The following is a 21,836-nucleotide window of genomic DNA, read 5'->3' on the forward strand; positions in this document are numbered from 1 at the left end:
TGGGACTCCCAAACCGCTGGGGCGGTCGGGCTGGTTGCGACTCCCGAGGAGGCGGGCGCACGTCCGAGTGGATGCGCGCCCGCCGCGGAATTGATCTACGACGCCGTGATCAGGGCTGTCATCACGCCATGACGTAGGCGGGATGGGTGCTCCTGGCCGGCGTCGGCACCAGGTGGAACATCAGCCGGCCCGCCGCAGACCGACCGTGGGGAAGTCGACCGGGACTGCGAGGGCGATGTTGATGTAGTTGGTGAACAGGTTGAGCGCGACCTGCCCGATGACCTCGACGATATGCTCATCGCTCCAGCCCTGATCACGCAGCGCCTGCACGTCCTCTGCCGTGACCTGGCCGCGCTCTTCCACCAGTTTCACCGCGAAGCCCAGGAGTGCCGCAGTCCGAGGGTCATCGGAGTCGCCCGTCTGCGCGGCCTCCAGCGCCTCACGACTCACCCCGGCCTTGCGTCCGAGGGCGGTGTGCGCGGCCAGGCAGTACTCGCAGGAGTTGCGGTTGGCGACGGCCACGGCGATCTGCTCGCTGAGCGCCGGCCCCAGAGCACCGCCGCCGAAGGCGCGGAACGAAGCCCACATGCTCGTCAGAGCGGCAGGCGAGTTCGCGACGGCTCGGAACATCGCGGGCACGGTGCCGAACGCGGCATGGATCTGATCGAGCTGGTCCTCGACGGTTCCGGTCGCGGACTCGCGCTCGGCAAGGGGGACAAGAGACATGGGCATTCCTTCAGTCGTGATTCCAATGACGACTCCCGCAGGTTCCCGGCGGGCGACGCACTCTCAGACTGTCAGGATCACTTGGACGAATTAATGCATATCATCTTGAATTCGTACCATATCGTCCGGCATGCTTGTTCCGTGTCCTCCCTCGACCGGCTCTCGCCTCTGCTCGAACAGTTCCGGGTGCGGACCCGCCTGTTCCATACCGGACCGTTGTGTGGCGTGACGACCTTTGACGCACAACCGGGACGAGGCTTCCTCCACGTACTCCGACACGGCGAGATGGAAGTGACACACCGAGGCGTCAGCGGTCAGCTGGAAAAGCGATGGATCGACAAGCCCAGCCTGCTGTTCTACCCACGCCCGCTGGAACATGCCTTCCACAACGCACCCACCGAGGACTCCGACTTCGCCTGCGCGACACTCGACTTCGACGGCGGCCCGACCCACCCTCTCGTCCGCACGCTCCCTCCCGTGATCGTGCTCCCGCTGGACGCCGTCAGCACCCTCGAACCAGCACTCGATCTACTGTTCGCCGAGATCGACAATCTGCGCTGCGGCCAACGAGTGCTGGCCGATCGGCTCTTCGAAGTCGTCCTCATCCAGCTCTTCCGCTGGATTCTCGACCACGCCGACGAGCTTGCCCTGCCCACCGGCCTGCTGACGGGGCTCGCCGATGAACGCCTCGCCCGCACACTCGTCGCCATCCACGAGTCACCGGGGCAGCCATGGACGCTCGCCACAATGGCGCAAGAAGCACGCATGTCCCGCAGTTCCTTCGCCGCCCGGTTCAAAGAGTTGGTGGGCCAGCCACCCGCCGAATACCTGACCGGATGGAGGATCACGGTCGCCCAGGACCGGCTTCGCGCCGGCGCCTCGATTGCCCGCACCGCCACCGAACTCGGCTACGCCAACCCTCCGGCGTTCTCGCGGGCGTTCACACAAAGACTGGGATGCTCACCGCGCGCATGGCTGGCTACCGCACTCTGAGTCGGCAGCGGACATCGGCGCCGCCACTTCACAGTCGGCACACCAATGACGCTGCTACCTGCGCAAATTCGCAGATCGACAGTGTCCGGACATCCTCCGGACCCAAAGAGAATGCATCCTTTGCAAAATTGCGGAGGATGACCGACAAAAGGTGTCCGGAGGTGGAATCGACCAATACGCCAACCTCCTGCCGGGCAAGTCCCTACCGAACCTGGGCTGTTGGAGCCGATCGTGCCGCCCTTCGCCCGACTGCGCCGATCGCGATGTCGAGTGTCAGGAATACCAGCAGCGAGATCCCGAGCAGTGGCAGGAACCAGCCGACCGCGACCGCGACGATGGCCAGTACGACGATGCCAGCCACGGGGGCTCGTGCGATACCGCCGCGTATGGGCGGCCGCCCGAGTGCGAACGCCGAGCCGCGGGTGGGTCTGCGTTGCCACCACATGCGGTAGCCGCGCACGATCACCGTGACCAGTACGAGCGCGATGGCCAGCAGCAGGAGTTGGTTGAGCAGGCCGAAGAGGATGCCCATATGTCCGCGGATTCCCCAGTCGGCGAGTTTGGCGAACAGTGGATAGTCGCGGTTGTAGTCGACGTTGCCGGTGACCTGTGATGTGCCCGGATCGATCGCGACGGAGTCGGTGGTGAGCCGGTAGGGTTTCGCAGCCTCGGCCACACCGATAGCCTGTCCTGGTTCGGTGGGTAGGGTGATCTCGACCGGTGCCGCGACCCCGGCCCGGTCCGCGATCTCGACGACTCGATCGAGGTCGATACCGGAGATATCGACCGAACCGGGTTGCGCGGCACCGTGTTCGCTGTGCGAACCGTCGGTGCTCGTCTCGTCGTGGCCCAGGGCGGTGTCGAGTTGGGGTCGCTGCCACGACATCGCAGCGCGCAGGTCGGTCACATGTTCACCCGCGTAGGGCGACCAGGTGATGCCCGTGGCGGAAAGGAACAGCAGGGCTGCCGCGATCCATAGTCCGGACGCGCCGTGCCAGTTGAGCGTGCGCGCTCGTCCCCGCACCGATCTGTCGACGCCGATGATTCGGGCTCGTCGGCCACGGACCCGGTCACCGCGGTATTTGGCCCACCACAGCAGTAGCCCACCCAGCACGACGACCCACAACCAGGAGGCGGCCAGTTCGCTGTAGAGGTTGCCGAATTCGCCCAGGTGCAGGTCGCGGTGCAGGACATCGACCCAGGTGCTGAACGGTAGCGACCCGAACCACGAAGTCTCACTACCCGATACCGCGCCGGTGTAGGGGTCGACGAACACCGCCCGCAATTGCTCTTCCCCCAAGCCAGGGTCGATGAAATGCACACGTGTCGAGGTCGTCGAGGAGGATGGCGGAAGTACCGCGCTCACCGTCAGATCCGGGTAGGCGGCTCGGGCCGCGGCGACCTGCTGCGATAGCGGCAGCGCGGCGGCGCCCGTGGATTCGACGGTGAGCTCATCGGAATAGACGAACTTCTCGATCGTCGGCGCGAGCGCGTAGAGGCCGCCGGTGAGGGCCGCGATCAGGATGAACGGAGCCACCAGCACACCGGCGTAGAAATGCAGTCGCAGGACCAGCGGTCGCCAGCTGCGTGGGAGCGCGCGTTCGGTCACGGACGATTTCGCGGTGGAGCCGTCGGCGGAATCGGTCGCCGTATTGTCGGTGGAGGTCGTCGCCGTATCGGCCGATTCGTCGAGACCATCGCGATCGGCTGGTGATTCGGCAGGATCGCCGAAGTCGGTAGTTGTGGAAGACATGAACCCAAGCCCTCTCCGGGCAGAATGAAACTGAAGTCCTCCGGCGTCGCGCGCCGAACGGACTCTGGCGGTGTTACGCAGCCGCCGTGACGAACACGTCCGCACCGCATCTGATCGACTGGGCGGATCCGGTCGACCGGAATTCGAGATGCGTAGCGGACACCGACATTCGGATGTCTGCAACGACAACCGAACGCGCGCGAAGAATTTCGGCCGAACCGACTCGATCAGCGGGAGACAGCGGAGACCGGCTGCCAATCGGGATGAGCTGCACGGCCTACCGAGCCGCCTCGAACGGCGGCCACGGTCATCGGCGGGCCTCGATTGCCCGAGCCCGACCCGAGCAGAAGATCACGGGCAACCGAATTTCGTGCCGACATCGCGACGCACGGTCGACCCGTACAGGTCCGGGCCCGGCCGATGAGCAGCGCCAGCCACCGGTACACCGAGGACAACACCGTCCGCATCAGGCGTTCGGCTATCGACAGTGTGATACCGACGACGACCGCGAATACGACATGGCAGGCCGACATCGTTGGTGTCGATACCATCGGATGGGAGTGCCCAGAGGCCACCGTCAACGCGATATGGCCGATCAATTGGCCGGCACCGAGTTGGCCGACCAGCACCGACAACCGAGGACCGGGCTGCCCCGCACCCACGACACCGACCGCGGCGCATCCGGCCACCAACATCACCAGCGAACTACCTGTCGGGACCATCCCGCCGCCGATGCCGTGCGCCGCGAGTGCCGCTGCCCCCGCCACCGCGCCTGTCATCGCACCACGCAGGCGCGCGGCCAGGACGGACACGGGGGACATGCGGGGAACGATACCGGCCACCGCGCCACCTCACCGCCTATGGACGCAGACCGACCCGAACGGCCGGCTTGCTCGGAACGATCAGCGCCCGCTCACGATCCCGGTGTTGATGCGGTTGGCCGCGACCTTCGATCTCGAGGTGGGGTTGGAGCTGGCCCGCGCCCGAGGAATTCCGGTCACCGTGGTCTGGCCGGTGGGCGCCTCGCGCGAGTGACGCTCGCCCTTACCAAAGAGCGTCGTCCGAAGTCCCGATCCTCGGTGTGAGCTGGGCTGCCTTTCGCGATCCGATCCTTGGTGGCTATATTCGTCGGTGCAGCTGGTTCGCCGGAGGCGGAGTCGAGGAGCCCCTGATCCGTCCGACGGCGTCGAAGCCCGGTGGTGTTCGCACACCGCCCGGGTGAGAGGGAACCCGGTGGAAATCCGGGACTGTCCCGCAGCGGTAAGTGGGAACGACAGCCGTCACCCGCACTGGGCGCATGCCTGGGAAGCGACGGTCGGTAGGACCAGCCCGGGCCACGAAGCGCCGGGGCAGACCCATTCTCGGGTCGATGCCCACGAGTCCGAAGACCTGCCCGTTGTACCGGATACGCCGTATCCGGTGGTCGTCGCCTCGTGGATTGGGCGCTACGCCGAGTGGACCCGGGCACGGGAACGATGCTTCATGGGCTCCATCAGCGTGCGCTTCATATGGGTGGCGGTCCTTGCTGCTGACCATGGAGCTCATCAATGTCGAACCCGCACAAGACTTTTACCGCAACCGTACTGGGGCTCCCGCGCATCGGCCCCAACCGGGAGCTCAAACGCGCCACCGAGTCCTACTGGGCCGGTCGTGTCGATGCCGAGGCCCTACACGCCGTGGCGGCGGACCTGCGCACCGCCCAGCTGACCGCGGCCCGCGACGCCGGGCTGGATTCGGTCCCGGTGGGCACGTTCTCCTACTACGACCAGGTGCTCGACACCGCCGTGCTGCTGGGCGCGCTGCCGGAGCGAGTGTCCGGGATCGCGGACGAGTTGGATCGCTACTTCGCCGCGGCCCGAGGCAATGCCGAGGTCGCTCCGCTCGAGATGACGAAGTGGTTCGACACCAACTATCACTACCTGGTGCCCGAACTCGCGGCGGACACGGCCTTCTCCCTGCATCCGGACAAGCCCTTGGCCGAACTGAAGGAGGCGCTGGAGCTCGGCGTGCTGGCTCGTCCGGTGATCGTCGGCCCGATCACCTTCCTGAAACTGGCCAAGTCGGTCGACGGCAGCGATCTGCTGAACCGTCTGCCCGATCTGTTGCCGCTCTACGAGCAGTTGCTCGGCCTGCTCGCCGAGGCCGGTGCGCAATGGGTTCAGATCGATGAGCCGTCGTTGGTCACCGATCTCACCGAGACCGAATTGGCGGCAGTGCGCACCACATACCAGCGGTTGTCGGAGGTGTCGGCTCGCCCGTCGATCCTGGTAGCCGCCTACTTCGGCCGACTGGGCGTGGCGCTGCCGGTGCTGGCGGAGACCGGCATCGAGGGCATCGCGCTCGACCTGGTCGCCGGTCAGGACGCGGATGTGGCTGTGGCTCGGTCGATCACGGACAAACTGATCGTGGCGGGCGTGGTCGACGGTCACAACATTTGGCGGGTCGACCCCGACCACGCGCTGCCGCTGCTGACCGGGCTGCGCGAGGCCGGTGTGTCGGTGGCCGTGTCGAGCTCGTGCTCGCTGTTGCATGTCCCGTACAGCCTCGACTCCGAGACCGATCTGGACGAGCGACTGCGTGGCTGGCTGGCGTTCGGGCAGGAGAAGATCGCCGAGGTCCGGGTGCTGGCCACCGCCCTCGCCGAGGGGGAGAACCCTGTCGCGCAGGCTCTCGCGATCGCTCGCGCCGCAGTGGCCGACCGCAAGGCCGATCCGCGTCTACGCGTCGCCTCGGTGCGCGAGCGGCTGGCGGGGCTGGGCGCGGACGCCATCCGCCGCGCTCCGGCCGACGAGCGTCGTACGGTGCAGCAGGAACGGCTGAAGCTGCCGCTGCTGCCGACCACCACGATCGGCTCCTACCCGCAGACGAGTCGCATCCGGGTGGCCCGTGCGGAGCTTCGCCGTGGCGAGATCGACCAGGCCGAATACGACAAGCGGATGTGTGCCGAGATCGCCGAAGTCATCGCGCTGCAAGAGGAAATCGGTCTCGATGTGCTGGTGCACGGTGAGCCCGAGCGCAACGACATGGTGCAGTACTTCGCCGAGCAACTCGACGGTTTCGCCGCGACGATCAACGGCTGGGTGCAGTCCTACGGCACCCGGTGTGTGCGCCCGCCGATCGTATACGGCGATGTGGCGCGCCCGACGGTCATGACCGTCGAATGGATCACCTACGCGCAGTCACTGACCAGTAAACCGGTCAAGGGCATGCTCACCGGCCCGGTCACCATCCTGGCGTGGTCGTTCATCCGCGATGATCAACCGCTTTCCGACACCGCCAGGCAGATCGCACTGGCCATACGGGACGAGACGGTGGACCTGGAAGCGGCCGGAATCGGCGTCATCCAGGTGGACGAGCCCGCACTGCGCGAGCTACTGCCACTGCGCAAGGCCGACCAGACCACCTACCTGGACTGGGCGGTCGACGCGTTCCGCCTCGCTACTTCCGGTGTCGCCGATGCCACGCAGATCCACACCCACCTGTGCTACTCGGAGTTCGGTGAGGTCATCGGGGCGATCGCCGGGTTGGATGCCGACGTCACCTCGATCGAGGCGGCGCGCTCGCATATGGAGGTGCTCGACGACCTCAACGCGGCGGGCTTCGATTTGGGCGTGGGGCCGGGTGTCTACGACATCCACTCGCCGCGCGTGCCCGGCTCCGAGGAGATCGAGAAATCGCTCGCGCAGGCGCTGAAAGCCGTTCCGGCCGAACGCCTGTGGGTCAACCCCGACTGCGGACTGAAGACCCGCCGCAATGACGAGGTGATCGCCTCGCTGCGCAACCTCGTCGCGGCGGCCCGAGCGCTGCGCTGACGTGGTTCGGGGCGCCCGCGTGGCGGGCGTCCCCGAATTGCGACGCTTCCCTACCAGCCCGAGGCCAATATGCACTTTTTTCCGGGGACCGCACGGTGACCGACCAAGCCGTCCGAACTATCCGAACCGCGTCCGCAGCTCGATCGGTCGTGGAGAATCTGCGTACCCATTCCACGACGCGCGTACCGTTCTCCGTGGAGTTCAATCCGCCCCGCGACGCCGACGGCGAGGCTCGGTTGTGGCGTACCGTCAGGCAGTTCGAGCGCATGCATCCGGCATTCGTATCGATGACCTACGGCGCGGGCGGTTCCACCAAGGACCGCACCGCCCGCATCACCGGTCAACTGGCTCAACAGACCACACTGCTGCCGGTCGCGCATCTCACGGCGGTCGGGCACAGCGTGGCCGAATTGCGCACGCTGGTAGGTTCCTACGCCGACTACGGTATCCGTGACATCCTCGTCCTGCGCGGGGACCCACCCGGAGATCCGCTCGGGGAGTGGCACAAGCACCCGGCCGGTGTCACCTATGCCGAGGAACTGGTTCGAATCGTGCGCGATCTCGGTGACTTCAACATCGGTGTGGCGTCCTTCCCACAGGGCCATCACCGCTCCCCGGACCTGGAGACCGACACCGCCTTCCTGGCCGCGAAACTCCGCGCCGGAGCGGACTATTCGATCACTCAGATGTTCTTCGACATCGAGCATTACCTCCGCTTGCGTGACCGCGTCATCGCCTACGATCCGGTCGAGGGCGCGAAACCGATCATTCCCGAACTGATGCCGATCACCTCGCTGCGCACCGTGCGGCGTGCGGTTGAACTATCCGGACGTGACCTGCCCGCGACGGTGTTGGAGCGGTTACACAAAGCCGCTGGCGACGGCCCGCAGGAGAATCATGAGGCGGTGCGCGCGGTAGGCATCGAGATTGCTACCGAGATGGCGCAGCGGCTGATCGATGAAGGTGCGCCGTGCCTGCACTTCGTCACCCTCAATTTCGCCAAGGCGACGACTCAGGTGCTGACCAACCTGGGTTACGAGGTCACCGCTGCTCCTCAGATTCGGACTCGATCCCGGTCGGTTGTCGCCAACATGTAGGGCCAGTTCTGGGATCTGTTGTAGCCCAATGAGATCAGGCGAACCGGCGCAGCCTGGTCCAACGGCGACATTGTCAGTTCACACCAGGCGTCGGGGTCGTCACTCGGGCACTTCGTATCCGTGTCGCCCGCGGCCACGCTCGGAGATACGCATCCGGGCTGAGAGAAACGATGAGGAACAAACCTGTGGCTGATACTCCCGAGCGATCGACGTTCGGTGTCGCACGTTTCGACGACCGCCGGAGCGGACGAAGCACGGTGTTCCACGATCGGCGAACCGTCATCAGCGCGCAGACGCTCGACGCGGTCCGACCTGCGGTAGCCCGTGCTGAGGAACTGGCCCGCGGCGGGAATTGGGTCTACGGGTTCGTGTCCTACGAGGCGGCTCCCGCGTTCGACGCCGCCCTGCACGTCCGAGGCTCCGCTGGAGAGGGAGGCCGAATGCCGCTGTGCTGGTTCGGCGCGGTGCCACCGGCTCATGTCACGAGCGCTGATTCGCACCTGCTCGCGGGTGGACGGTACCGCGTCGGGGACTGGCGAATCGCGGATCCCGTCGAGCGTTACCACGCCGCGGTCACGGCGATACGTGAGCACATCGACGCGGGCGAGATCTATCAGGCCAACCTGACCACCAGGATCAGCACCACGATGTCGGGTGACCTCACCGGCGTGTACGCCGATCTGCTCGATGCACAGACCTGTTCCTACGGTGCCTACATCGATACCGGCGAGCATGTGATCCTCAGTGCCAGCCCGGAGCTGTTCTTCCACTGGACCGAAGGTCGGGTCACAACCCGCCCGATGAAAGGAACCTCCCCCCGAGGACGGGATCTTGCCGAAGACGCCGCCTTGCAGGCACAACTATCGTCCAGCGCGAAGGAACGCGCCGAGAACCTCATGATCGTCGATCTACTGCGTAACGATCTGGCCCGGATTCCGGGAGCCCGCAACATTCGTGTGCGGTCCCTGTTCGACAGCGAACCCTACGAAACGGTGTGGCAGCTGACATCGCAGATCACCGCCGATGTGCCGGCCCAGACCAGTCTCGAGGCCGTCTTCGCCGCGTTGTTCCCGTGCGGATCGATCACCGGGGCGCCGAAGTACCGCAGCATGGAGATCATCAGCGAGCTCGAGACCACACCACGCGGACTGTACTGCGGGGCCATCGGGATCATCGCGCCCACCGGTGACCACGGTATCGAGGCTCGTTTCAGCGTCGCCATCCGCACCCTTGTCCACGACCGTGCCCGCGGCATCAGTGAATACGGCGTCGGCGGAGGCGTCACCTGGGACTCGACACCGCACGGCGAATACGCCGAGGCCCTAGCGAAGGCGCGAATCCTGGACCGGCTCAACAGCATCGGGCCACCGCTACCCGTCCACAGTGCCCTCCGCGCAACGCATCCCACACAGAAAGCCGGTTGACCGATGGCTCACGCACGACTCATGGGGGTACTCAATCTCACCCCCGATTCCTTCTACGACGGCGGTCGATACACCCACCCCTGCGACGCCATCCGACACGGACACCGGATGCTCTCGGAAGGGGCCGACATCATCGACATCGGGGGTGAATCGACCCGGCCCGGCGCCGTCGAAGTCCCCGTCGAGGTCGAATGCGAGCGCGTCTGCGCGGTCATCGAAGCACTGTCGGGGGAGTGCCTCGTTTCCATCGACACTCGGCATGAGCAGGTCGCGCGCGCCGCGGTTCACGCCGGCGCCCGGCTCATCAACGACGTCTCCGCGACCCTGGCACCGGTTGCCGCCGATCTCGGGGTCGGCTGGATCGCGATGCACATGCGTGGCACACCGGCAACCATGCAACTGGCACCCCACTACGACGATGTTGTCACCGAGGTCACCCACCAGCTGCGCGCGCACGCCGAGAACGGTGTGCGCCTCGGCGTCCCAGAGGTCTTCATCGATCCCGGACTCGGGTTCGGCAAGACCACCGCCCACAATCTGGCACTCCTCGAAATGATCGATGTCCTCGCCGACACCGGATATCCGGTGGTCGTCGGTGCCAGCCGCAAATCCTTCCTCGGCGAGATCCTCGGCATCTCCGACCCTGGCGAACGACTCGCCGGCTCGCTCGCTGTCGCCGTCACCGCGGTCACCAAAGGGGCGGCAGTCATCCGCACTCACGACGTGGCACCCACCCGCCAGGCAGTCCGGATGGCCGAAGCCATCAACACACCCACCCGTGCGCGATGGTGATCGTCGAACGGGTCGACCGCGATTCGCTACGCCGTTCGGCGCGGTGGCTTCTTTCGGTCTGCTGGATACGCGCCCGCCGCGGAACGATCTACGACGCCTTTCCTTGCCACGTCGAGCTGATCGTCGCACTGATCAGGGCTGTCATCACGCCACGGCTCGGTTGGCTTGTCTCGGACTCGATCTCAGTGAGTTCCGTCCGAGTCCTCGATTGTCTCTGTGAGTTTGTCGGACATGGTGCTGGTGATGAATTTGGGGATCGCGGGGGCGAAGAGTTTGAGGTAGGAGTCCATCCATTCATGGCGGGTGTTGAGGAATGGGAAGTCGGTGGGGGCCATACAGCGGACGGCGAGCATGGGCAATGGCGCGTCGAGTGCGGGGAAGTCCGGGTTGTGTAACCCCGGGGCGGTGCACCCCGGATAGAACTGACCGAGCATCAGACCCTTTTCGACGAACCTGGACTTGCGTTCGATTTGAACCGCGTCGATGTCTTCGAATTCGGTGAGGTCCGGAAAGACCACCAGGACAGCCTTGAGCCTGGACTCGGGTTCGTCCCGGGGTGGCAGGGCGGGGAACAGGTCGTACAGATCGTCGACGACCGCGGTCAGCACCTCGGCGTCGATGGCACGACCCTCGATGAAAGCGGCCCACAGGAAGCAGTTTGTGATGGCCCGGCTGGTGTAAGGACAGACCGGACCGGTTCGGCCGAGATCGGGATGCGGCTGACACAGGTATTCGCGAGTCCACCTACGTAATTCGGCAGCGCGAGGGTGCGCGGCGTCAGGAGTCGCTGGATCGGGAGCGAACAGGTTGACTGGCTCAACGCCGGAGCGAGACCCGACGATTCGGCAGGTGTTCATGATCGGCTTGTCCTTGTAAGGGTGGGGACTCCGTTGGGGTGGTGTGGGCTGGAGCGGAAGTGCTCGGTGAGGACGAATCCGATCGCGCGTAGCGACTCGGGTTCGATCATCCGCTCGTGCCGGACCGAAATGTGGTGCTCGGCGATCCGACCGGTGACGAGGTTGTTCCATGCGAGGGCCGGGGAGGGGCCGTCGTCTGTGTGGGCGGCGGCACTGAAGTAGATCAGGTCACCGTCGAATGGCGTCGGCCTATGGTTCGACGTGAGGTCGACGAGCTGGGTGTAATCCTCGTGCAGGAGCACGAGATGCTCGGGGGTCACCGCGGTGAACAGTCCGCCTTGCCGGTGCAGCAGCTCGGCCGCGGCGGCGGCGGTGAGATCGGCCTGGCCCGGTGGCACGTCGAGGCCGGCGAACTCGGCGAGCAGCTTCCCGATGGTAGGAGTTGGTACGCGGACGGTACTGGCGGTGACGACGCGGGTGTCCATCATGGCCAGGGTGGCGACGAACTGGCCGTCGCGGCGGAGTTGGACCGCCATCGCGTGCGCGATGGTGCCGCCGAGCGAGTAGCCGAGCAGGTGGTACGGGCCGTGCGGCTGGACAGCGCGGATCTCTCGGACGTAGCGGGCGGCCAGTTGGTCGAGCGTCTCGAACTCCGCGGTGGCATCGCTGAATGCCGGAGATTGCACACCGTACACCGGGCGGTCGGGATCCAGGTGCTGCACGAGTCCGCTGAAACCCCAAGCCAATCCGATGGCGGGGTGGACGCAGAACAGCGGCGGTTCGGTTCCGGCGGCGCGCAAGGGCAGAACAACGGACAGCGCCTCGCCGATGTCCTGCTCGTCGAGCCCGTCGCGGCCGGTGTCGATGCGGCGGGCCAGCGACTCGGGTGTCGGATCGGTGAAGATCCACAAAACCGGCACATCGACACCGGTGGACTCCGCCAGCCGCGCCACCAGCGTGGCCGCGGCGAGCGAGTTGCCGCCGAGGGTGAAGAAGCCGTCGTCGAGGCCGACTCGCTCGATACCGAGCGTTTGGGCGAAGGCGTCGCAGACGGCGGCCTCGAGTGCGGTGGACGGCGGCCGGAACCGGGCAGGTCGCCACTGGGGTGTTGGCAGGGCTTTGTAATCGACCTTGCCGGTGGGGGTGAGGGGTATCCGGTCGACGGTGAGGATGGCGGTGGGGATCATGTGCGTGGGTAGCCGCGTCGCGAGGTGAGCGGTCAGTGTCGCGGTGTCGGGCGTGGTGCCGGGAGCGGGCACGACGTAGCCGACGAGTTGATTGCTGCCGTTGGGTCGGGTGTGGATCGTGACGGCGGCCTGGTCGATATCGGGGTGCTCGCGCAGCGCGGCTTCGATATCGCCGGGTTCGATGCGGTGGCCGTTGATCTTGAGCTGCTGGTCACTGCGACCGGAGAATCGCAGTGTTCGATCGGTGGTCCAGCTGACGAGGTCGCCGGTCCGATACATGCGTGTCCCGGGCGGTCCGTAGGGGTCGGGGATGAATCGGGCCGCTGTGGTCGCCGGCTGCCGGTGGTAGCCGCGGGCGAGACCCGGTCCGGAGACGTATAGTTCGCCGACTACTCCGACCGGGACGGGGCGCAGTCTGCGGTCGAGTACGACGGCGGTGAATCCGAGCGTTGGCCCGCCGATTGTCATCGGGCCGATCGTGGTTGTGGTCAAAGGAGCATGGCCGCAGCTGACGACTGTGGTTTCGGTGGCCCCGTAGCTACTGAGCATGGTGCGGCCCGGCATCCACTGCGCCACCAGATCGGGTGGACACTTCTCCCCGCCGAGGATCAAGGTTTGGAGAGTTTCGGCGTCGGGGTGCAGTGATGCGAGCATGGTGGGCGTCATGGCGGCATGGGTCACGTGTTCGGCATTGATCAACTCGGCCAGTTCGGTGCCGACGGCCACCGATGCGGGTGCCAGGACCAGTGTGGCGCCGGCGGCGGTCGCGCTGAGCCATTCGAGGATGGAGACGTCGAAGGTCGGCGAGGCGACGGCCAGCATCCGAGAAGCTGGGGTGAGGCCATACCGCTCCCGCGTTTCGGCGGCCAGGTTCGCTATCCCGGTATGGGTGACCACGACGCCTTTGGGGGTCCCGGTGGAGCCCGAGGTGTAGATCAGGTAGGCCGGATGCTCCGGTCGTAGCGGGGTTGTGCGCTCGGCGTCATCGATCGCTGCGGGGGCAGCCGTCGCCGTCCTCGCGGCGAAGGCGGGATCGTCGAGGGCTAGCCATTCGAGTGCCTCCGGTAGCTGGTCCCGGTAGGTATCGAGGGTCAGCCCGACGGCGGCACCGGAATCGGTCAGAATGCGGGTGACCCGGTCGCGCGGATGGGTGGGATCGACCTGGACGAACGCGGCGCCGGTCTTGGCGATCGCCCACACGGCGATCATCGCGTCGATGCAGCGCGGTAGCGCCACGGCAACGATCACTTCCGGTCCTACCCCCATATCGATGAATATCCGTGCCCACCGGTTGGAGACTTCATCGAGTTCGCGATACGACAGCCTTACGCCGTCGCAGACCAGCGCTTCCGTACCGGGCGTTGTCGTGGCCGCGTCCGACAACACCTGCGGCAATGGCGACGGCACCGTGCCGGGCCGGCCGCGGACGGGCACAAGCGTGGCCTGCTCGATGGGCGAGACCAGCTGCAGTTCGGTGAGTGGGAGGTCGATGTGCGCGGCGACGGTGTCGAGCACCCGCAGCACTCGGTCGGCGAGGGCGTCGATCTGCTGTCGAGTGAACAGCTCGGGCAGGTATTCGAAGGTCAGGTAAAGCCGGGTGTCGTGGTGGGCGACCAGGCCGAGCGGATAGTGCGCGGCGTCTCGTCCCTGGACGTCGAGGACGTGCATTCCGGCGATGTCGATGTCTGCGGACAGCCCGGCCCGGTCGACCGGGTAGGACTCGAAGACGGTCACGGTGTCGAACATCGCGCCAGGACCGCTCACCTGCTGGATCCGGGCGAGTCCGAGGTGGTGATGGTCGAGCAGCGCGGCTTGTTCGGTTTGGATTCGCCGCAGCAGTTGGGCGAGGGTTTCGCGGTGGTCGATCCGGACCCGGACGGGCACGGTGTTGACGAACAGTCCGATCATCGATTCGATGCCGGTCAGCTGTGGCGGCCGCCCGGAGACGGTCGTGCCGAAGACCACGTCTTCGCGGGCGGTCGCATTGGCGAGTACGAGCGCCCAGGCCGCTTGGACGAGGGTGTTGAGGGTGATCTCTTGTCGGTGGGCCGCCGTGACCAAGGCCGCGGTGCGGTCCTCGTCGAGCTGCACCCGCACTTCGCCCGCGGCGGCGGTGGGTCGGCGGCCGCGGTCCGCGGGGGCCAGCAGATTCGGCTCGGGACTGCCCTCGAGCGCCCGTGTCCACGCGATTTCCGCAGCGGCCCGGTCCTGGCTGTTCAGCCACCTCAGGTAGTCGCGGTAGGGACGCACCGGGGGCAGTGCTGCGGTGTCACTGTCGCTGGCGTAGAGGATCAGCAGTTCCCGGATCAGCAGTGGTGTGGACCAGCCGTCGATCAGGATGTGATGCATGCTCAACAGCAGCTGGTACCGCTGAGGGGCGATGCCGATCAGCGTCAATCGCAGCAGTGGCGCCGCGGTCACGTCGAAATGGCGCTCGCTGTCCATGACTTCTTCGAGTGCGGCCGCGATGTCGTCGCGCTCGGTCAGGTCGATCTCGGTGAACGGCACGTCGACGTGCCGGTACACCACCTGGACCGGTTCGCGGGCGCCGTCGCGCACGAACGCGGTCCGCAGGTTCGGGTGCCGTCCGAGAAGCGTCTGTGCGGCGCGGCGCAGCCGGTCCGCGTCGACGACCCCGCCGAGTTCCACACGCAGTTGCACGATGTAGGCGTCGATGGCGTCAGCGGCGAGCTGGGCGTGGAACAGCAGCCCCGCCTGCAGCGGCGTCAGCGGCCAGATATCGTCCAACGCCGGATACCGGGTCTCGAGCCGGTCGATCGCGGGTTGGTCGAGGTCGACGAGGTCGAGATCGGAGGGGGTGAGCCCGCCGACGCCGGGTTGGGATGCGTGGGTGGCCAGCGCTGTCACGGCGTCGCGCCACAGTTCGGCGATCTCGGTGACCTCGGCGGCGGTGAGTACGCCGGTCGGGTAGTCCCAGGAGGCGGTCAGGGCGGGCCCGTCGGGGGTGTCGGCGGTGACCGCGTTGATGCCGAGCACGGCTGCTGCGGCTGCGTCGGGGTTCTGGATGCTGCCGCCCTCGGGGCCGTCGCCTGCGGGCAGCCATCCGATGTCGCGCAATTCGGTGGGGATGGTGTCGAAACGACCGAGGTAGTTGAAGCTCACCTGCGGGTCGGGTAGCCCACGCAGGGTGGGGACGGTGTCGGGGTTGAGGTAGCGCAGCAGCCCGTAGCCGATTCCGCGGTTGGGGACCTGGCGGAGTTGTTCCTTGACCGATTTGCTGACCGTCCCCGCGGCGGGACCGGCGGCGAACGCGTCGTCGATGTCGATACCGGACAGGTCCAGTCGCACCGGGTAGGCGGTGGTGAACCAGCCGACCGTGCGGGTGAGGTCGGCGCCGGGAAGCACCGTGTCGTGACGGCCGTGGCTTTCGAGGGTGAGCAGCGCCTCGGCGCTGTCCGCGCCATGGCGGTGGCGCCACCGTGCCAGTGCCAGTGCGAGTGCCGCGATGAGAGCATCGTCGACATTGCCGTGGAACGCCTGGGGCACGGTGGTGAGCACGGCGCGGGTCACCGCGGTCGGCAGTGTCACCTCGACAGTGGCGACGCTGGCCTGCACGTCCAGGACCGGGTCGAGCGGGCGGGCGCCGATCGGTGGATCGGCGGTGTCGAGGGTGGATCGCCACCAGCCGAGTTCATCGACGCTCTCGGCCGCGCTGCTCAGGCCGTGGGCCCAGCGTCGCATCGAGGTGCCGACGGGTGCGAGCCGCGGCCGTTGCCCGGCATTGATCTGGGCCCATGCGGTGGCGAGGTCAGGGATCAGGATCCGCCACGACACCCCATCGACGACGAGGTGGTGTACGACGACGAGCAGCCGACCGGGCTGTTCGGCCCAGTCGAACCAGACCAGCTGCAGCATAATTCCCGCGGCGGGATCGAGGCGTTGGGCGGCCGCGTTCGCCTCGGCGGTGGCGATCGCGGCGAAGTGGGCGCTGTCCGGCGGGGCTTCCACCGGAACGCGCCGGATCAGCCCGGCGGCGGTCATCGCGGCCGGCCGCACCTGTAGTGCCCACCCGGACGGGTGCGTGGGTTCTGGACGCACCCGGGCCCGCAGCATGTCGTGGTGATCGATCACCGCTTGCACGGTGGCCTCGATTCCCCTCGTGTCGATGCCGCTGGGCAGCGTGAGCGTCACCCATTGGCAGAAACGGTCGAATCCGCCGCGTTCGAACATCCAACACATGATCGGTGTCAGAGGTACCGGCCCCACGCCTGCGCCGGGAAGCTCGGTCGGCAGAGCGACCGCCGCCGCGCTGTCCTGGACTGCGATCTGGGCCAGTCCGGCGACCGTCTTGCGCTCGAATACCTCCCGCGTGGAGAACACCACACCGGCCGCCTTGGCTCGGGTGACCAACTGGATCGACATGATGCTGTCGCCACCAAGAGCGAAGAACGAATCATCGAGACCGACCGTGTCGGTACCCAATACCTCGGCGAATAGTCCGGCCAGCGTCTTCTCCACGTCGGTGACCGGCGGCCGGAATTCGGCTCGGCCCGCGGCGAAATCCGGCTCGGGTAGCGCGGCGCGGTCGAGCTTGCCGCTCTCGGTCACCGGCAGCGTGTCGAGCACTACTACGGTCGCGGGCACCATGTGTGGGGCCAGCCGCTGCCCGGCGCTCGCGAGGACCGTAGCTGGGTCGAGGTCGACTCCGGGCTCGGGCACCACGTACCCGATCAACCGGTCACCGGTGGCGGTGGCCCGGTGGACGGTCGCGACCGCGCGGGCCACGCCGGCGCAGGCCAGCAGGCCCGATTCGACCTCGCCGAGTTCGATACGGAAACCACGCAGCTTGACCTGGAAGTCGGCCCTGCCCACATAGTCCAGTGCCAGATTCCCCTCTGGTTGCCGCAGCCATCGCACCAGGTCACCGGTGCGATACATGCGCTGTCCCGGCTCCGCGAACGGATCGGCGACGAACCGCGTCGCGGTCAGTCCCGTTCGGTTGCGGTAACCACGAGCTAGACCGGGACCGGTGAGATATAGCTCGCCGACGACTCCGACGGGCACCGGTCGCAGCCAGCCGTCGAGCACGACCTGCCCGACCCCGCAGATCGGTTCGCCGACCGTCACCGGCTCGCCTGCCACCAGTGGCGCAGTGGCGTCGGTCTGGATCGTGGCCTCTGCCGGACCGTAGGTGTTGAACAATCTCCGGCCCGGCGCCCACCGTGACACCAGGTCGGGTGGAGGCGCTTCGCCACCGACCACGACGGTCTCGAGGTTCTCCAGCCCGGTCGGGTCGACCGTCGCCAAGGCCGTGGGCGTCATCGCGACGTGGGTCACCCGCTCGCTCGACAGGATCCGCGCCAGCTCGTTCCCGCCGTAGACGGTCGGCGGCGCGATCACCAGCCGCCCACCCGAAGCGAACGCCCACAGCAGTTCCAGGACCGCCGCGTCGAAACTCGGCGACGCGACATGCAGCACTCGCGCGCTGGGCGCGATGTCGAACCGCGAACATTGCTCGGCCACCAGATCCGCCAACCCTCGGTGCGGCACCACCACGCCTTTGGGCACACCGGTCGAACCGGAGGTGTAGATCAGGTACGCCGCATGGTCGAGCCGGATCGGTCCGGTTCGCTCCGCATCGGTCACCGGTGCCGCCGATGCCTGCGCCACTTCGGCTACGGCCGTGGCCTCGTCGAGGAGCAACCACGACACCGATCCGGGGAACCGATCCCGCCACTGCGACAGCGTGATCCCCACCGCCACACCCGAATCGGTGAGCATGTGCTCGATCCGGCCGGTCGGATACTGCGGGTCGATCGGAACGAATGCCGCCCCCGACTTCGCCACCGCCCATACCGCAAGCACCGACTCGACCGACCGCGCCAGCCCCACCGCGACGCTTGCCTCTGGCCCCACACCCCGATCGATCAGCAAGCGTGCCAACCGATTCGACTCCGCATCGAGCTCGCCGTAGGTCCACTGCCGATCCTCGTACACCACCGCGACCGCCCCCGGATCCCGCTCCACCGTCGCCGCCAACAGCTCCGGCAGCACCCGCCCCGGCACCTCCGGGTTGCCCGATACCGGGGTCAACTCTCGGTATTCGGCGGGGGTGAGCAGGTGCAGTCGGGCCAGCGGCAGATCCGGATCGGCGGCGATGACGCCGAGTACGCGCAACACCCGCTGCAGGGTCGCGTCGACTGAGTCGTGGTCGAAGAGTTCGGGCAGGTACTTGATCTTCAGGTGCAGTCGGGTGTCGACCCGGGCGACCAGGCCCAGTGGATAGTGCGCGCCGTCCATACCGGAGACGTCGACGATCCGCATGCCTGCGATATCGGTGTCCGCGGTCAGCCCGAAACGATCGACCGGGAAGGACTCGAACACCGTCATCGTGTCGAACACGGCTGCCGGCCCGGCGACCCGCTCGATTTCGGTGAGGCCGACGAACTGGTGATCGAGCAGAGCGGTCTGCTCCGCCTGGATCCGGTCGAGCAGCTGCCCCGGGCTTTCAGCGGCATCGAGACGGACGCGCACCGGCAGCGTGTTGAGGAACAATCCGATCATCGATTCGATACCCACGAGCTGCGCGGACCGCCCGGACACCGCGGCACCGAAGGTCACATCGTCGCGGGATGCCAACGTGCCCAACACAATTGCCCATGCCAGCTGGATCACGGTGTTGAGGGTGACGCCACGGGCCCGGGCGAGGCTCGTCAGCGCCGCGGTCTGCTCCTCGGTCAACTCGGCGAGCACATCGCGGGACTCGGTGTAACGGCGGCCGGGATCGGCTCGAGCCACCAGGGTCGGTCCCTCGGCGCCGTCGAACGCGCGGGCCCAGGCATCGAGCGCCGCGGCCTGGTCCTGTCCGGCGATCCACGCCAGGAAGTCCCGATAGGGGCGAACCTCGGGCAGCATCGTGGTATCGCCGTCGGTGGCGTAGAGCACCAACAACTCCTTCAAGAGCAGCGGCGTCGACCAGCCATCGAGCAGCAGATGATGATTGGTCAACACCAGCCGGTAGCGCTCCGGCCCGGTGGTGACCAGCATCCAACGCAACAGCGGGGCACGTGCCGGATCGAACCGGGTTGCCCGGTCCGCAGCCAGCAGCAGCTCCCACTCGCGCTCGCGTGCACCATCATCGAGCCCGGACAGATCCACCTCCGACCAGGACGCCTCGACGCCTTGCTGGACCACCTGCACCGGCCCGACATCGGTATCGAAGGCGGTGCGCAGATTCGCATGTCGGTCGAGCACAACCTGCCCGGCTCGGCGCAGCCGCTCCGGATCGACCTGTCCGCGCAGTTCGAGGATCAGCTGTGTCAGGTAGGCGTCCACCGATTCCTCGGATACCAAGGCGTGGAACAGCAACCCCTCCTGCAACGGAGTCAACGGCCAGACATCGCTCAACGTCGGGTACCTGTCCTCGAGTCGCTCGATTTCGGCCTGTCCGAGCCTGACGAGATCCAGATCCGAAGGCGTCCGCCCCCCGCTCCCGGTTCGGCGGGCATGTGTCGCCAAGGCGGTCAAGGCCCGGCACCACGACTCCGCCACCGAACGGACCTCGTCGGCGGTGAGAACCCCGGCGGGATAGGACCAGACGGCCCGCAACCGCGGTCCTTCGCCGTCGTCGCGGGTGCAGGCATTGATGGCGAGCACCGCCGCGACCGGCATATCCGGATTCTGTGCATCGGAGAGCTCGCCGCCGTCGGCCGACAGCCATCCGACCGCCGACATCCCTTCGGGAGTTCCCGTCCAGACGCGGCCGATGTAGGTGAATCCGATCTGCGGCGTCGGCAGCGCGCTGAGTGTCGGGCCGGTGTCCTCATTGAGATACCGCAGCAAGCCATAGCCGATCCCGTGGTCCGGGACGGCGAGAAGCTGTTCCTTGATGGATTTGACCGCTGCGCCCATGGCGGGCCCGCCCGCGTACGCGTCGTCGAGATCGATGCCGGACAGATCCAAACGCACCGGAAAACTCGTGGCGAACCAGCCGACGGTCCGGGTCAGGTCCGCGCCCGGGACGACGCCTTCCTCTCTACCGTGTCCTTCGAGATCGATCACCACATCGGTCAGTGCCGCGGCCTCCGGCTCCTGTTCGCGTCGCCACTTCGTCACCGCGACCGCCAGCGCGGCCAGTAGCCCGTCGCCCACCCCGCCGTGGAATGTCGCGGGCACCTGGGTCAATAGCGCCTCGGTCACCTCGGGGGAGAGTTCGACCTCGACGGTCCGAGTAGTAGCGGCCACATCGATCGCGGGGTCCAGTGGCCGCGACCCGATCCTCGGATCGTGCTGGTCGGCCATTGCTCGCCACAGTTCGAGTTCTGCTTCCCGCTCTGGGCGTCGGGCAGCCTCGACCAGCCCATGTGCCCATCTGCGCATCGATGTCCCAACCGCGCCCAGGTCGGGTGGTTCGCCGGATTCGATCCGTGCCCACGCGACCGCGAGGTCGGGCACCAGCACGCGCCAGGAATCCTTATCGATCACCGATTGGTGCACCAGCACAAGGACTTTGCCCGGTTCCACCGTGGGCACCGGATCGAACCAGACCACCTGCAGCACGATCCCGGCGCCCGGATCGAGCCGGTCCGCAGCGGCCGTCAACTCTTCCGCCGCCAACGTCCGGAACTCGGCGCTCGCCGGCATGGCTTGCATCGGCACCCGATGGATGACGTCTTCGGCGCGAATCATTCCGACCGGCAGCACATCCCACGTCCAGCGCCCGTCGTCCGAGCACATCCGTGCGCGGAGCATGTCGTGCCGATCGAGGACTGCCTGCACGATGTCGGCCAGCCGCCGCCGGTCGATTCCCATCGGCAGATTCAGCATCATCGCCTGCGACAAGCGGCCGATCCCCGACTCTGACCGTGCGAGCAGTCGTTGCATGATCGGTGTCAGCGGTACCGCTCCCACGCCCGCGCCGGGCAGTTCCGACAGCACAGAGGCTGCGCTGCCATCAACCGCGACCTCGGCCAGCCCGGCGACCGTCTTCCGCTCGAACACATCGCGTGCGGAGAACGACACACCGGCTGCCCTGGCTCGGGTGACCAACTGGATCGACATGATGCTGTCGCCGCCCAGGGCGAAGAACGAGTCATCGAGGCCGACGGTGTCGGAGCCGAGTAGGTCGGCGAAGGCTCGCGCGATGATGTGTTCGGTTGGTGTGTGCGGTGCTCGGAAGGGTTTGTGGTCGGTGAAAACCGGTTTCGGCAGTGCTTTTCGGTCGAGTTTGCCGAC

Annotated in this window: 10 protein-coding genes and 1 riboswitch; of the genes, 5 read left to right on the forward strand and 5 right to left on the reverse strand. The window is 66.9% G+C overall.

The genetic code is table 11. The annotated features are described in order from the left end of the window. Positions 1-180: 180 nt before the first annotated feature. The gene (locus tag AB0H61_RS36760) at positions 181-726 is read right to left on the reverse strand and encodes a peroxidase-related enzyme (protein ID WP_357312971.1); all 546 of its coding nucleotides are present in this window, start codon (positions 724-726) and stop codon (positions 181-183) included. A gap of 141 nt (positions 727-867) precedes the next feature. Between AB0H61_RS36760 and AB0H61_RS36765 the strand changes: the two genes are divergently transcribed. Further along, on the forward strand, positions 868-1,719 hold the full coding sequence (locus AB0H61_RS36765) for an AraC family transcriptional regulator (RefSeq protein ID WP_357312973.1): 852 nt from the start codon (positions 868-870) through the stop codon (positions 1,717-1,719). A 202-nt stretch (positions 1,720-1,921) separates the two neighbouring features. Here AB0H61_RS36765 and AB0H61_RS36770 read toward each other — a convergent pair whose 3' ends face one another. Next, positions 1,922-3,472, reverse strand: a complete 1,551-nt coding sequence (locus tag AB0H61_RS36770; protein ID WP_357312976.1) for a PepSY domain-containing protein — start codon at positions 3,470-3,472, stop codon at positions 1,922-1,924. Between the two features lie 227 nt (positions 3,473-3,699). Next, a complete protein-coding gene (locus tag AB0H61_RS36775; RefSeq protein ID WP_357312979.1) occupies positions 3,700-4,293 on the reverse strand; it encodes a hypothetical protein in 594 nt (197 codons plus the stop codon). Between the two features lie 378 nt (positions 4,294-4,671). Beyond that, a riboswitch (cobalamin riboswitch) is annotated at positions 4,672-4,884 on the forward strand. Between the two features lie 135 nt (positions 4,885-5,019). Here AB0H61_RS36775 and metE point away from each other — a divergent pair. The 4 genes from metE (at position 5,020) to folP (ending at position 10,597) form a co-directional block, all read left to right on the forward strand. After that, complete coding sequence (metE, locus tag AB0H61_RS36780) at positions 5,020-7,284, forward strand: 5-methyltetrahydropteroyltriglutamate--homocysteine S-methyltransferase (RefSeq protein ID WP_357312981.1); 2,265 nt, start codon at positions 5,020-5,022, stop codon at positions 7,282-7,284. A 149-nt stretch (positions 7,285-7,433) separates the two neighbouring features. Next, complete coding sequence (locus AB0H61_RS36785; RefSeq protein WP_357312984.1) at positions 7,434-8,381, forward strand: methylenetetrahydrofolate reductase; 948 nt, start codon at positions 7,434-7,436, stop codon at positions 8,379-8,381. 185 nt (positions 8,382-8,566) lie between these two features. Then, positions 8,567-9,805, forward strand: coding sequence for an aminodeoxychorismate synthase component I (pabB, locus tag AB0H61_RS36790; protein WP_357312987.1), 1,239 nt, complete (start codon positions 8,567-8,569; stop codon positions 9,803-9,805). Between the two features lie 3 nt (positions 9,806-9,808). Next, positions 9,809-10,597 (forward strand): dihydropteroate synthase, encoded by a 789-nt coding sequence (folP, locus tag AB0H61_RS36795; protein ID WP_357312990.1) that lies wholly within the window; start codon positions 9,809-9,811, stop codon positions 10,595-10,597. 182 nt (positions 10,598-10,779) lie between these two features. Here the strand turns inward: folP and AB0H61_RS36800 are convergent, their stop codons facing one another. Beyond that, entirely contained in the window at positions 10,780-11,454 is a 675-nt protein-coding gene (locus AB0H61_RS36800; RefSeq protein WP_357312992.1) for a DUF6875 domain-containing protein, read from the reverse strand. After that, the gene (locus tag AB0H61_RS36805) at positions 11,451-21,812 is read right to left on the reverse strand and encodes an amino acid adenylation domain-containing protein (protein WP_357313001.1); all 10,362 of its coding nucleotides are present in this window, start codon (positions 21,810-21,812) and stop codon (positions 11,451-11,453) included. The genes AB0H61_RS36800 and AB0H61_RS36805 overlap by 4 nt, the downstream gene beginning before the upstream one ends. Between the last annotated feature and the right edge of the window lie 24 nt (positions 21,813-21,836).

The sequence above is a fragment of the Nocardia sp. NPDC050710 genome (genome assembly GCF_040654375.1).
GTDB lineage: Bacteria > Actinomycetota > Actinomycetes > Mycobacteriales > Mycobacteriaceae > Nocardia.

Coding starts and splice junctions, on each gene's coding strand:
- AB0H61_RS36800 (WP_357312992.1), bottom strand. CDS start 11,454: ATGAACACCTGCCGAATCGTCGGGTCTCGCTCCGGCGTTGAGCCAGTC.
- metE (WP_357312981.1), top strand. CDS start 5,020: ATGTCGAACCCGCACAAGACTTTTACCGCAACCGTACTGGGGCTCCCG.
- folP (WP_357312990.1), top strand. CDS start 9,809: ATGGCTCACGCACGACTCATGGGGGTACTCAATCTCACCCCCGATTCC.
- AB0H61_RS36760 (WP_357312971.1), bottom strand. CDS start 726: ATGTCTCTTGTCCCCCTTGCCGAGCGCGAGTCCGCGACCGGAACCGTC.
- AB0H61_RS36770 (WP_357312976.1), bottom strand. CDS start 3,472: ATGTCTTCCACAACTACCGACTTCGGCGATCCTGCCGAATCACCAGCC.
- AB0H61_RS36775 (WP_357312979.1), bottom strand. CDS start 4,293: ATGTCCCCCGTGTCCGTCCTGGCCGCGCGCCTGCGTGGTGCGATGACA.